The following is a 13,406-nucleotide window of genomic DNA, read 5'->3' as shown; positions in this document are numbered from 1 at the left end:
TCTAAGGCTAATATCCACAGAAGCCAAAAACCATTTATTCAAATTTATCAAAAACTCTATGAATTAGTCAATAGAAAAGGCGTGAGCAAACAACGAAATAACTATTTAATCTGTCCGATTGACTCAACAACTATAACCTTAACAAGTAAGTTGCTTTGGGCGCAAGGATATCATCAAGTCAAGCTGTTTAGTGCTTTAAATCTCTCGAAGGGGCTGCCAGAAGAAAGCCTGATAAATTTTGGATACGAGCATGACTATAATTACGGAAAAGAGATGATAGACGCATTGCCGGAAAAGGGCGTAGGGGTAATGGATAGAGGATTTGCGGGCTTAGGATACATCAAGCAAGTGTCAGAAAGTCAAAAGTATTTTGTTCTGAGGATTAGTAATAGTTGGAAGTTGAAATTTGACGATAAAACAGGGCTAATAAGGGTCGGAACAGGCGAAAACTCTGGAGTTTATAGAGTGATAAATTTCTGTGACCTAGAAACAAAAACTGAGTATCGCTTGGTTACAAATTTGTCACCAGAAGGAGAAAGGGCTGTGACTGACCTCGAGGTCATGGACATCTACCGATGCCGTTGGGGAATTGAGTTGTTATGGAAATTTTTGAAGATGCACTTGAAACTCGATAAACTGATTACCAAAAATCTCAACGGAATTGCTATACAGATTTATGCAACATTAATTGCTTATTTGATACTACAAGTTATAGAAATTCCTCAACAATGGGGGCAAAAGCTACTTGATAAACTTCGCTATCTTCAGGCGTGTATGTGTCAAGAAATCAGCTATGTACACTGGATGAATAAGTTAACTAAATGTTAACTCAAAGCTTTTAGATAGGAAGAGTCTATTCGACTATGTAAAGTTTTGTATCTAGATTCAACATTTCTGGGGTTGGGGTATCTGCACAACTTAAGTAGAAGCTTTTTTATAAGCTGCCCAACCTCCAAAATGAGAAATATCAGTCCATTGATATTTTTCTACCAATTTACGCGGGTAAAGCATAGCTGTAACTTCCTGTCCATCTTCTAAAACTACGTTTTTAGGATATAAATTAGGCGGTTCTGTAGACAGTAAATATTCATATTGTTCAGCAGTCAACTCGTAAACTTCACCTGGAATAGCAATACCTCCCGATGCAACTTCATAGATACCTGGATGCCAACCATTCTCGACAGAGTGCATTCGATAATTGGGACGAGTAACTGCCTCTTTAATAAATTGTGCCGATTGCAGATTCTTGTGATCCGGCTGCCCTCGTAAGGCAGAACCACAAATAAAAAAATGCTTTGATTCTGATTTACTTTCCATCCTGTATCGATCCTTATAGTTGTAAATACTCTATGTTAGGCAAAACTAAATTTTGCTACAGCTTGCATAAAAATATACCTAAAAATTAAAATTTTAATTTCCCATTCATGATTATGTATAAATTTTCATAAAAAATAAAAAAATACCGTAACGATTGTTACTGAATTTTAGCGCTGGCTAACGGGTAATAAAGCAATATGAAACTTTAAAGGTTAAAAGCCCGCACTTGTGGGCGGTATGGAAGGATGAAGGATAAGCTGTCTGAACTGAACCAAATGAGTCACGAAGCTTTTGTAGATGCTTTGGGGTGGGTTTTTGAGGATTCGCCTTGGGTAGCACAAAAGACGTGGATGAAGCGACCTTTTGCCAACGTTACATCATTGCATCAAACTATGATAAAAGTGGTTCAAAAAGCTAGTTTAGATCAACAGCTTGCCTTAATTCGCGCTCATCCCGACTTAGCAACTAAGGTTAAAATGAGCGCATCCTCCGTTCAAGAACAGGCGGCGGCAGGATTAGATCAGCTTACCTCTGAGGAGTGCGATCGCTTTCACTTTCTTAACCAAGCATACAAAGATAAATTTGATTTTCCCTTCATCATCGCCGTTAAAAATCACACTAAAGAAAGCATTCTCAAAGCCTTCGACACTCGGCTAAAAAACCCCCTAGAAGAAGAATTAAAGCTTTCCCTATCCGAAATTACTCAGATAGCCTGGTTCCGCCTCCTAGAGATCCGTATAACTTAAAAACGAATACTTCTCTCTCGACTACTTCTTTCTTCTTTTCCACTTCTTCTCTTGTCTTCGGGGTTTGTTTTAAATGGATTTACCTAACATCGAAGCTTACTTACAACCCACGAACTTAGACTCTGTAAAAAACTGGCAACAAGGATGGACTTGGTTAGCTGGCGGAACTTGGATATTTTCCCAACCCGAACCAAAATTAAAAGTCCTTGTAGACTTGCAAAAACTAGGCTGGTCAGAAATAGAAATTACCCCAGAAGGATTAGCTATTGGTGCCACGTGTACAATGGCTAAATTATCCAATTTTGCCTTTCCTGAAACATGGACATCAGCTAAAGCACTTTTAAGCGCCGTAGCCGAATTAGCATCATTTAAAGTTAGCAATATTGCTACGGTGGGAGGCAATATTTGCCTAGCATTACCTGCGAGTACCTTTGCCCCGGTAATGCTAGCACTAGGGGCAACTTATGAAATTGGAAGTCCAAATTCTCCATTTCACCAAGTTCCCGCCTTAGATTTTCAAATTGGGGCGCAACAAACCATACTACAACCGGGAGAAGTTTTGCAAAAAATTTGGATTCCTGAAAGTAACTTAGAATGGCTAGTTAACTTTAAGCGAATCTGCGTACAAACTTCTGGTTATGCGGTATCAATTGTAGTAACAGCATACAACCCTAAAACAAATCAAGTGCGATTTGGATTAGGCGCTTGCGTTCCTGCACCGCATCTAATTGAGTTTGTCTGTGTTCCCACTACAGACGAAATTTCGGAAACATTAGACGCGCAATTGCCTGTAGATTGTTTCATAGAAGATGAAAGGGCAAGTGCAGTTTATCGCCAACACGTTACCAAAATTTTAATGCAGCGATCGCTATCGGAATTTTAGATTTTAAAATTCATCGTGTTTATGCAAGAAACCCTATATTTTCAAGTAAATGGCAACACCTATTCAGAAACTTGTCCCCCTGGAACAAGTTTACTAAGTTTATTGCGAAATTTGGGTTGGGTTGGCGTGCATCGAGTGTGCGAATCTGGTGATTGTGGTAGCTGTACTGTCTGGGTAGATAACGCGGCAATTCATAGCTGTATTTACCCCGCGATGAAAATTGATGGTCAAGTTGTCACCACGATTGAAGGATTGGCAATTGATGGTGAATTAGCACCGATGCAAAAAGCATTTTTGGAGTGCCAAGGTTTTCAGTGCGGATTCTGTACCCCCGGCATGATCATGAGTGCGGAAAAGATTAAATATGATACTGAAGAAAACCTCCGCAAAGCCTTAGAAGGAAATTTATGTCGCTGCACTGGCTATAAGGCAATTATTGATAGTATTCTCTTTCGTCATACAGAAATTAAAATTCAAGAAAATTTAACCCAAAATTCAAAATTAGAAATTCAAAGTTCGGTAGGACAAAGTATTCCCAAACAGGATGGCCCAACACTCGTTACAGGTAAACCAGCATATACTGCCGACTGGTCGCCACCTGGATTATTGCATCTTAAGGTAGTGAGATCGCCTCATCCCCACGCCCGTATCCGCCAGATCAACACAGACAAAGCAAAAGCCTTTCCCGGCGTTCAGGCCATTTTTACCCATGAAGATGTGCCGCGCATTCCCTACAGCACTGCGGGTCATGCAGAGCCAATTCCCGACCCTCTCGACCACTACTTATTAGATAATAAGGTGCGTTTTGTAGGCGATCGCGTCGCCGCTGTCTTAGCAGAATCTCCGGCTATTGCAGAATTAGCCTGCCAACTAATCGAAGTCGATTATGAAATTTTACCCCACCTTATCGATCCAGTTGCGGCAATGAAGGGAGATATCCTCATTCATGATGAGCCAGAATCATCTCAACTTTATGACGTTAAGCACAATATTGCTGGTAAAGTTTTATTAGAAAATGGCGACCTAGATGAAGGATTTGCCGCCGCAGATTTAATTGTTGAAAACACTTATTATCTGCCAGCAGTTCAGCACGTTCACTTAGAACCTCATGTTAGCGTAAGTTGGCTGGATGAAAACGGAAATCTAGTAGTTCGTTCCAGCACCCAAGTACCATTTCACTGTCAAAATTTACTTTCTAAACTTTTCTACTTGCCGAAAGACAAAATTCGAGTTTATAAAGCCCAAATTGGCGGCGGATTTGGTAATAAACAAGAAATTCTCTCCGAAGATTTGTGTGGCTTAGCAACACTCCGCACCGGGAAACCCGTGCAATGGGAGTTTACGCGCGAAGAGGAATTCACTGCAACTAATAGCCGCCATGCGATGAAAATTCGCTTGAAAACTGGGATAAAAACTGATGGTACGTTGGTAGCTCAGGAAATGGAAGCAATTTCTAACACTGGAGCTTATGGAAATCACGCTCAAAGTGTGGTTTTTCTCACAGGTTGCTTTCCCCTTGGCTTGTACAATTGTCCACATCAACGATTTCTCGGTTTAGGCGTTTATACTAACACCATGCCCGCTGGAGCTTTTCGGGGATATGGCGCGACTCAAGGCAACTTTGCTGTTGAATCTCAGTTAGATGAAATCGCCCACGCACTCAATTTAGACCCGATTCAATTGCGTCTGAAAAATATGATTTCTCCTGATCATATCATTAAATTAGGACGCACCGGAAGTAAAGACCATTTCCACTTAATTGGCAGTTATGGCTTACAAGAATGTTTTGAAAAAGCTACCTCAGCCCTTGGTTATCTTCCGGGAATGCAACCCGTATTAGATGGACATTTGCGGCGAGGTTTTGGATTTGCCGCTTCAATGCAAGGAAGCGGTTTGGCGAAAATTCATAGTGCTGGAGTCAAGTTATCGCTAACAGCTTCCGGGAAGTATGAGCTAAGAACTGGTGCAGTTGATGTTGGTACTGGTTCAGATACTACTTTGCGACAAATTGCGGCTGATATCCTTGAGGTAAAAGTTGCTGAGATTGACCTTATTGCAGGTGATACCCACCGCACTCCTTATGATTCTGGCTCTTATGCTTCGGCTACGGTTTATATATCAGGACAAGCTGTGAATAAAGCCGCGCAAATAATGCGATCGCGTCTTTTAGAATTAGCAGCCCAACTCTTGCCTAATCAACCAGAAAAAAATATTTTAACCGATAAAACTGTCTTACAACAACTAGCAGCAGCCGCTCAAGAACACCAGGTATTTCTATCAGTAGAGGTAGAACATTCAGCAGATGAATCTTCTCTAAGTTTTGCAGTTCTGGGTGTGGAAGTAGAAGTTGATACTGAGACAGGGAAAATCCAAGTTTTACGATGCGTTCAAGCCCTTGATATCGGCAAAGCAATTAATCCTAGAATTTGTCACGGACAAGCCACTGGCGGAATTGTGATGGGATTAGGATATGCTCTTGCGGAAGAACTCATAATCAACGAACAAGGGCGAATTCTTAATTCTTGGATGCGTACTTATCGCATCCCTTCTGCCAAAGATGTACCGCCGATGGAAATCATTTTAATGGAGAAAGCTGACCCCCACGGCCCGTTTGGAGCAAAAGGCATCGGAGAGATTGGAACCAATTGTACGGCACCTGCGATCGCTAATGCTGTCGCCCATGCCACAGGCATCAGATTAACTCAACTTCCGATGACACCAGAACGAGTCTGGAAAGCATTAAATCAGTAATTTGTATTAATTTGTAGGTTAGGGCTTGGTCTCCCTTGGAACTCACCTTACATCGGTTAAAGCAATCGTGAGTTGTTTGGTTGAAAAATAGTGAAACTCAACAAATATTTTAAAGTAAATATCATCCCAATCTACAACCTTTTAAACATCCGAAAGGTATGCTTTATTTTTATCATCAATTAGCGCAAGCTTTGCAAAAAAGCCCAGTAGTTATTGCCACAGTAACCAGCATCAAAGGTTCTGTTCCAAGAGAAGTGGGAGCAAAAATGATTGTTTTCCCCAACGGACAAATTATTGGAACAATTGGCGGCGGCGCTGGGGAAGCTAAAGTCATAAAACAAGCCTTAAAGGTGCTAGAAACGGGTGAAAAACAATTGGTAGCAATTGACTTATCTGGCGCACCGCATCGGGAAACTCAAGGAGTTTGTGGTGGAATAATGCAGGTATGGCTAGAACGTTGGTCAGGAACAGCTACTATTACACTGGTAAATAAGATTATCAATGTGCTGAAATCCGGTAATTCTGGAGCGCTGGTCACACCGTTTGATGTTGCCAAATTTCCTTATTTAATTCACCCATATTCAGTAACAGCCGCAGAGTTAGAAGTTAGTGAAACTGTCTTTATTGAGCCTTTAGTTTATCCACCAACTCTATTAATTATTGGCGCTGGTCACGTTGCCTTGCCGCTGGCGAAAATTGCACATTTAGTAGGTTTCCAAATCGTTGTTCAGGACGATAGAGCGGAATTTGCCTGTGTGGAAAGATTCCCCCAAGCAACAGCGATTGTGGCTCAGCCTATAGACGAGGCAATATTAAATCTACCTCAGACTTCGCAATTATATGTAGCGCTAGTTACAAGAGGCTATGCACAGGATTTGGCAGCACTGCGAATTCTATTGCAGCGACAGGTAAAATATATTGGAATGATTGGGAGTGAAAGGCGTGTTAGAACTGTTTATCAATTGTTGCAAAATGAAGACATTTCGCTGAAATTGCTACACAAAGTTTACGCTCCTATTGGTTTGGATATTGGCGCTTTAACTCCAGAGGAAATAGCTGTTAGCATTTGTGCGGAATTAATCAAAGTTCGTCGGGGCGGAAGTGGGTTATCTTTGTCTGAGATAATGGGAGCTGCTTCAGCAGAAAACTCTCCTTTAATTCAAAAGGGTTTCTAAATTGGTAATTGATAACTGGTGATTAACAACTTTGCTATAGTTTTGGCAGCAGGCGCGTCTACCCGGATGAACTCTTGCAAAACTTCTTTAATGTGGCGCGATCGCAAAAACTTGTTATCTTATCAAGTAGAAGAATTTCTGCTTGCAGGTATTACACCTATAGTAGTTCTTGGCCCTCACAATTGGGAGCGACGTGCAGATTGCTTGCCGGGAAGTATAGCCGTTATTAATAACCAGCCCAGTGATGGGAAAACCAGTTCTATATTAATAGGTTTAAAGCATCTACCTAAAGACTTTCATACTTTAGCTATTTCAGCAGTAGACCAACCTCGATCTGCGTGGATTTATCAAAAATTACTACAAGCAAGCGAATCTTGTGATGCACCTATTACTGCACCAATTTATCAAGGTAAAATGGGTCATCCTTTGTTTTTCTCACCCGAACTTCTGCCTAACTTAAAAAATTTGCACGAAGAAAGTTTTGGTTTGCGGCAAGTAGTTCAATATTTTCATCCTAATATTCAGCAAGTGGAATTTGACACAAGTGATGTTTTGATGGATTTAAATACGCCGGAAAGTTATCAAGCTGAATTTATCAAACTACCAACTATGCCCGTTCTAAATTCTCTCCTTTCTCTTACTCAGCGCCTCAGCGGTTCGTGAATATTCACCAATTAAATCAAATTGCCATATAAAAATGTGTTAATAAAAAAGTACAGTTGTTTTTAGTCTGAGTTGGGAAAAAATATAGAAGCGCTGCCTCTTATTAAGGCTGCTTAAAAATGTTAACTTCTAACTTACATTTAGCGCTATTATCAACAATCGGAGGCAGAGCCTCCAAAACTTCTTTACCAGACTGAGCCAGAATACGAGAAAATCGGATCAAGGGAGTTTCTATATGACAGTTATTTCCCCACTGGCGGTGAATAGCGATCGCCTCAACCGCAGCATCGCCAACCTCGCAGAAATTGGCAAACTCCCTAACCGCGGTGTGCGCCGTCTTGCTTACTCTCAGGAAGATTTACAAGCGCGTCAGCTGGTGCAAGGCTGGATGATTAAGGCAGGTATGACAGTTCGTATAGATGCCGCTGGTAACATTATTGGCACTTATCCCGGTCAGCAGCAAGCACCAGCATTAGCCACAGGTTCCCACATTGATACAGTACCCTCTGGCGGACGCTACGACGGTGTTTTGGGGGTGTTGGCGGGAATTGAAGCTGTGCGAGTATTGCACGAAAACCGTATCGCACTAACTCATCCGGTGGAAGTAATTGTATTTGCGGACGAAGAAGGCACAATGATAGGTGCTAAGGCGATGTCGGGTAGTGTTGTAAAAGACCCAGAATATTATAGTCGCCGCGATCGCGCCTCAATTCAAACTTGTTTAGAACTCATTGGTGGAAATTGGGATAAAATTGCCACAGCAAAACGTACTCGCTCTGATATCGCTGCCTACGTCGAATTACACGTCGAACAGGGTGGAGTGCTGGAGAGTTTGGGTAGGGAAATTGGTGTTGTCGAGGGCATTGTTAGCCAGCATCGGTATAAAATTACCATCACAGGTTGCCCAAATCACGCCGGAACTACGCCAATGCACCAGCGACAGGATGCTTTAGTAGCAGGCGCTCAAGTAATTTTAGCTGTAAATGATCTAGCTAAGAATACGCCCGGTCAACAAGTGGCAACAGTGGGAGCCTTGAATGTCTTTCCTAATGCTGCCAATATTGTACCGGGACGAGTTGAGATGACGGTAGATATCCGCGACTTATCTCAAACTCATGTTGAGGGAATAGCAGCGCAGTTGGAAGAAAGATTGAAAGCGATCGCTAGTGCAACGCAAACCGAGATAGCAATCGCCCCGATTTTACAAACTATACCAACTCTCGCAACACCACAGATTCAACAGGCAATTGTTCAAGCTTGCTTATCATTGAAGCTTACCCACTGTACAATGCCTAGCCGTGCCAGTCACGATGCACAAGAAATAGGACATTTCACCGATATGGGCATGATTTTTGTCCCCAGCAAAGCAGGTATCAGTCACGCAGAAAATGAATATACCTCGCCAGAACAATGTACTCAAGGCGCAAATGTGCTGCTACAAACTTTGTTACACCTAGACCAAATTTACACAGTGTGATCGCGCTTTCCAAGCTAGAGGTAACTCAAAAAACTACGATGAGGAACTTTTATTCTTGGGGACTTAGGGGAGTTTCGGGGATGTATTCTTGCACCAAAACGTAAGGCGACACGATGAGGGCGTTGAATCGCTTCTTGTGGTTGACGTTCCAATCTTGCTTCTCTTCTGGGGAAGGCTTGTAAATTAGTTGTTCGACAATCCAATGCTGCACCGAGGAAACATCATCAGACGCGATCGCTACCCCTACATCCAGCAAATCCAACCCTTTATCCACAACAACCACAGCATCGCGTTCAGCATGAGGCATCAGCCAATTCCACTCGGCCTCATCCAGCAACTCTGCTAATTCTGCTCTTAAATCGGACATTTTTTTTATCCTCTTTTATTTTAGTTTACAAGGCTATATTTAATAGCATTAACCTTACCTTTAAGGTATTTTACCAAATAGATGAAACTTTAAAATCCTCTGGTACTTTATCTATACTTCGGCTTTCATTTCGTCAATCTCAAACAAGCTTACTATTACCCCAGTAATAGGAATCGAAATAAAAATACCCAATAATCCTGCTACTCTTGCACCTACTAACAAGGCAAAAAATACCACTACTGGATTAATATTGAGCGAATTTTGCATAATCCGAGGGGAGATCAAATTATCTTGTAGCTGCTGAAGTACAATACACGCTGCTACTACTTGAATTGCCAACCAAACATTTTGAGATAGCAAAATAATAAAAACTATCCCCACTCCTAAAGTCGCTCCAATCCCAGGAATCAAGTCAAATAATCCCGTAATTATTGCTAAAAGCAATGCAAAAGGTACGTTTAAAACTAAAAATACAATAAAACTAGAAGTAGTCAGAAACAAACTTAACAATAATTGTCCTCGGAAAAAACCTAAAAACTTCCGTTTTATTACAAGTGTAACTCTGTTTTGTAGGTGATTGGGAACAAATTTAATTAGTAAATTCCAAAGTCTGTCCCCATCTAAGAGCATGAAAAAAGAAACAACCGCAATTAATATCAAGTTCAGAAAGTTTGCAAAAAATATTTGAATTGTCGCCAGACTGTAACCAAGCCCTATTCCAAGTCCGGCGAGTAACTGCTCTCTAAACTGCTCTTCGATAAGATTTAAGTTTACTTGTATATTTCGTTGTCGAAGGTAGTTTTCTAATCGCTCTAGTAGCGGCAACATAGAATTGAAAAACGTAGTCAAACTTTCAATTAATTGTTGCCCTTGTGATACAACTGATATCCCCACAGTAACTGTCAGACCAACGATTAAAGTCATGCCGAAAATAAAAACTACAGTCACAGCTACACCGTGAGGCACAAAACGATGTAGCGATCGCACGGGATAACTCAACAAAAAAGCTACAATTGCTGCAAACGTAAAAATTACAATAACCGTCTCAAAATATTCTAAAATCTCTACCCCAGCCCAGCCACAGGCAAACAATAGCAGAAATCTCACTAAAGCCGAATTGTTAAGTCGTTCCCACAAATTTTTGCCTAATGGTTCGCTCATCTTTTCAGCGTCCTAAGTCGTGCAGGGCATGAATCGCCGCCGCACATTTTTGAGTTACTTCCTGCAATTCCTCCCTATCAGTCGAACTGGGAGCATCAATTACCTGACCAATCCGCACCGTCACAGGCACCGGACGCGGTACAGGCGAACCTTTCCTAAAAATCGCCTCCGTACCCCACAAACTAACCGGAAGTAGCGGGGCTTTCGCCTTAGCCGCAATCAGTGTCGCCCCAAGTTTAGGATCTGTAATCCGGGCATCTAGTGTCCGCGTCCCTTGCAAAAATAGACCAACAGCCCATCCTTCCTCCAGCAGAGACAGCGCCGAACGAATCGCACTCCGGTCTGCCGAACCACGCTTCACCGGATAAGCACCGTATAACTGAATTGCCTGCTTCAAAACCGGAACCTTAAACAGTTCCTCCTTTGCCATATACGCCACAGGTCGCCGCACACAGCAAGACAAAATCGGCGGGTCAAAGTCACTGGCATGATTGCTCACCACCACCAATGGCCCCGTAGCAGGCACCTGTTCCGACCCATAGATGCGCCCCCGGAGGTATCCGTGCAGCACAGGACTTACCACCGACCATTTGAAGACATGATACAGAACTAAACTCGAAACAGGTTCGCGATCTTTGCCCATAGAGGGTAGGTGTGATAAGGATTTTTTCTCGTTCCAAGGCACTGCATTGGAATGCCTTCTGTATTAGCGAAGCTTCGCTAACACACAATTAGTTGTTGCATCACAGGAGGCAGAGCCTCTTTGAGAGTCCTTCCCAGTCTTAGACTGGAAGTAAGTTTATTTTGCTGTTGGTAATTCGGCAACGTTCCCCACATTCTGCAAGATGACATCGGGACAGGTGCGCTTAATCAGACCAGTCAAAACTTTGCCAGGGCCAATTTCCACTACCCGCGAAATCCCTTCTAATGGCAATTGTAGGGAAATTTCTCGCCACCGCACCGATCCTGTCATTTGGCGAATCAGGCGATCCTTCAAAACATCCGCCTCTACAGCAGGAATGGGTTCCACATTCGACAGCACAGGCACTTGGGCCGAGTTAAATGGTACAGACTCCAAAACTTGCTGGAACTCAGCAGCAGCTTGAGCCATTAACGGGGAGTGAAAAGCACCCGACACATTCAAGCGGACAATACGCTTGGCTTTTACTTGAGACAGCAGCGCCTCTGTTGCTTCTACTGTTCCAGAAATGACAACTTGAGCAGAACTGTTGTCATTAGCGATTACAACGTCGGGAGTTTGCTGAATTAGTTGTTCCAGCTTGGTGCGGTCAAACCCAATCAAGGCAGCCATCATCCCTTCAAAGGCATTATCCATCAATTCAGCGCGGCGCTTGACCAAGTTTAAACCAGCTTCAAAGTCAAACACACCAGCAACGTAGAGAGCAACGTATTCTCCCAAACTGTGACCAGCAACCAGGTCGGGTTGGTGTCCCGAAGATCGCATCATATCCGCCAAAATACTTTCTACCACGTACAAACAAGGCTGAGTGTAGAAAGTACGCGATATCTTATCTTCCTGGCTTTGACAAATTTCCGGAACAGACCAGCCTAAAATTTGCTCTGCTTGCTCAAATTTAGCCTTAGCATCTGGCAAGTCTAATAAATCCGTTCCCATTCCAATTGCTTGCGAACCCTGTCCCGGAAATACCCATGCGGTTTTTGTCATTGTCAGTTGTCAGTTGTTAATTGAAAAAAGTTAGGAGGCGAGGAGTTAGAAGTTATTAATTAAAAATTCATAACATTCCCAATCCAAAATCAAGAGCATCCAAAATCGAATTATCTTCCCCATTGGAAAATCGCCGCGCCCCAAGTTAGCCCAGCCCCAAAACCAGAACTAGCAATTACATCACCCTGTTTAATCTTTCCTTCTCGCACTGCTTCATCCAGCGCTAAGGGGATGCTTGCAGCCGAAGTATTGCCGTAGTTGGCAAGATTGCTGATTACTTTATCAGCAGGAATATTCAGGCGTTGGGCGACAGCATCAAGAATGCGTTGATTGGCTTGATGCAAGATCAGCCAGTCAATTTGGTCAACGCTCATGTTTGCTCTAAACAGGGCTTTCTCTATCACTTCCGGTACTTTTTGGACGGCAAAGCGGTAAATTTCTTTGCCATTCATCGTGATGGGTTGGTAGGAGCCTTCTTGGACGGCGACATCGGCAACAAGTTCTTTAGGCTGCGGTTTGTAGGCTAGGTTCAGAGACTGGTGTTGAGTGCCATCACTCTTGAGTTCAAAACCCAGGAGGCGATCGCTAGTCGAAGCCTGCATCACCACAGCACCCGCACCATCCCCAAATAATACGCAGGTTTTCCGGTCTGACCAATCTACCCAGCGCGAGAGAATATCAGCCCCAATCACTAAGACATTTTGATATACGCCAGTGCGGATAAATTGCGATGCCGTCGCCAAAGCAAAGACAAACCCAGAGCAAGCGGCCGTTAAATCAAAGGCTACCGCTTTTGTTGCCCCTAACCGAAACTGAATTGATGAGGCACTGCCAAACAAATCGTCAGCAGTTGAGGTTGCCAGAATAATCAAATCCAGGTCAGTTGGAGAAATTCCCGCCATAGCGATCGCATTTTGAGCCGCAACCGTAGCGAGATCGCTTACTGATTCAGTAGCCGCTATCCGCCGCTCACGTATGCCAGTGCGCGACGTTATCCACTCATCGTTCGTTTCCACCAACTCACACAGTTGGTGATTATCCAGGGAAACTGTCGGTATCGCGGAACCGCTCCCTGTAATGGCGACACCGACACCTAATTGCTGTATCATTACACTCCATCAATCGTTGTTTGCTAATGGCTAATGGCTATGGCTAATGGCTAATGAACAATTAGCAATC

General features: G+C 42.9%; 13 protein-coding genes. 7 read left to right on the top strand and 6 right to left on the bottom strand.

What is annotated here, in order from left to right:
• A partial coding sequence (locus H6F63_RS23095; RefSeq protein WP_190639731.1) for an IS4 family transposase occupies nt 1-828 on the top strand: 828 nt, incomplete at its 5' end.
• Between the two features lie 90 nt (nt 829-918).
• Here H6F63_RS23095 and H6F63_RS23090 read toward each other — a convergent pair.
• Entirely contained in the window at nt 919-1,317 is a 399-nt protein-coding gene (locus H6F63_RS23090) for a gamma-glutamylcyclotransferase (RefSeq protein ID WP_190639730.1), read from the bottom strand.
• Between the two features lie 245 nt (nt 1,318-1,562).
• Here H6F63_RS23090 and uraD point away from each other — a divergent pair, with 245 nt between their 5' ends.
• From uraD to H6F63_RS23060, 6 genes are all read left to right on the top strand, one after another.
• Complete coding sequence (uraD, locus tag H6F63_RS23085; protein ID WP_190639729.1) at nt 1,563-2,063, top strand: 2-oxo-4-hydroxy-4-carboxy-5-ureidoimidazoline decarboxylase; 501 nt, start codon at nt 1,563-1,565, stop codon at nt 2,061-2,063.
• 73 nt (nt 2,064-2,136) lie between these two features.
• The gene (locus tag H6F63_RS23080) at nt 2,137-2,946 is read left to right on the top strand and encodes an FAD binding domain-containing protein (RefSeq protein WP_190639728.1); all 810 of its coding nucleotides are present in this window, start codon (nt 2,137-2,139) and stop codon (nt 2,944-2,946) included.
• A 21-nt stretch (nt 2,947-2,967) separates the two neighbouring features.
• Nucleotides 2,968-5,697 carry a molybdopterin cofactor-binding domain-containing protein gene (locus H6F63_RS23075; protein WP_190639727.1) on the top strand — a complete coding sequence of 910 codons (2,730 nt, stop codon included), beginning with the start codon at nt 2,968-2,970 and terminating at the stop codon, nt 5,695-5,697.
• Between the two features lie 158 nt (nt 5,698-5,855).
• On the top strand, nt 5,856-6,872 hold the full coding sequence (locus H6F63_RS23070) for an XdhC/CoxI family protein (protein ID WP_190639726.1): 1,017 nt from the start codon (nt 5,856-5,858) through the stop codon (nt 6,870-6,872).
• Nucleotides 6,873-6,890: 18 nt separating this feature from the next.
• Nucleotides 6,891-7,535, top strand: a complete 645-nt coding sequence (locus tag H6F63_RS23065; RefSeq protein WP_199298225.1) for a nucleotidyltransferase family protein — start codon at nt 6,891-6,893, stop codon at nt 7,533-7,535.
• 235 nt (nt 7,536-7,770) lie between these two features.
• Nucleotides 7,771-9,012, top strand: coding sequence for a Zn-dependent hydrolase (locus H6F63_RS23060; protein ID WP_190639725.1), 1,242 nt, complete (start codon nt 7,771-7,773; stop codon nt 9,010-9,012).
• 49 nt (nt 9,013-9,061) lie between these two features.
• On the opposite strand, the gene H6F63_RS23055 is transcribed toward H6F63_RS23060, so the two are convergent.
• From H6F63_RS23055 to H6F63_RS23035, 5 genes are all read right to left on the bottom strand, one after another.
• Nucleotides 9,062-9,379, bottom strand: a complete 318-nt coding sequence (locus H6F63_RS23055) for a DUF2288 domain-containing protein (protein ID WP_190421528.1) — start codon at nt 9,377-9,379, stop codon at nt 9,062-9,064.
• Between the two features lie 111 nt (nt 9,380-9,490).
• The gene (locus H6F63_RS23050; protein ID WP_190639724.1) at nt 9,491-10,540 is read right to left on the bottom strand and encodes an AI-2E family transporter; all 1,050 of its coding nucleotides are present in this window, start codon (nt 10,538-10,540) and stop codon (nt 9,491-9,493) included.
• A gap of 4 nt (nt 10,541-10,544) precedes the next feature.
• On the bottom strand, nt 10,545-11,183 hold the full coding sequence (locus tag H6F63_RS23045; protein WP_190421532.1) for a lysophospholipid acyltransferase family protein: 639 nt from the start codon (nt 11,181-11,183) through the stop codon (nt 10,545-10,547).
• Nucleotides 11,184-11,339: 156 nt separating this feature from the next.
• Nucleotides 11,340-12,227: an ACP S-malonyltransferase gene (gene fabD / locus H6F63_RS23040; protein WP_190639723.1), complete on the bottom strand. Its 888-nt coding sequence runs from the start codon at nt 12,225-12,227 to the stop codon at nt 11,340-11,342.
• A 110-nt stretch (nt 12,228-12,337) separates the two neighbouring features.
• Nucleotides 12,338-13,336 carry a beta-ketoacyl-ACP synthase III gene (locus H6F63_RS23035; RefSeq protein WP_190639722.1) on the bottom strand — a complete coding sequence of 333 codons (999 nt, stop codon included), beginning with the start codon at nt 13,334-13,336 and terminating at the stop codon, nt 12,338-12,340.
• Nucleotides 13,337-13,406: the final 70 nt, after the last annotated feature.

Source organism: Trichocoleus sp. FACHB-40 (genome assembly GCF_014695915.1).
GTDB classification, from domain to species: domain Bacteria; phylum Cyanobacteriota; class Cyanobacteriia; order Cyanobacteriales; family FACHB-T130; genus Funiculus; species Funiculus sociatus.
The sequence above is the reverse complement of the archived record's forward strand: the minus strand, read 5'-3'. Positions and strand labels throughout refer to the sequence as shown.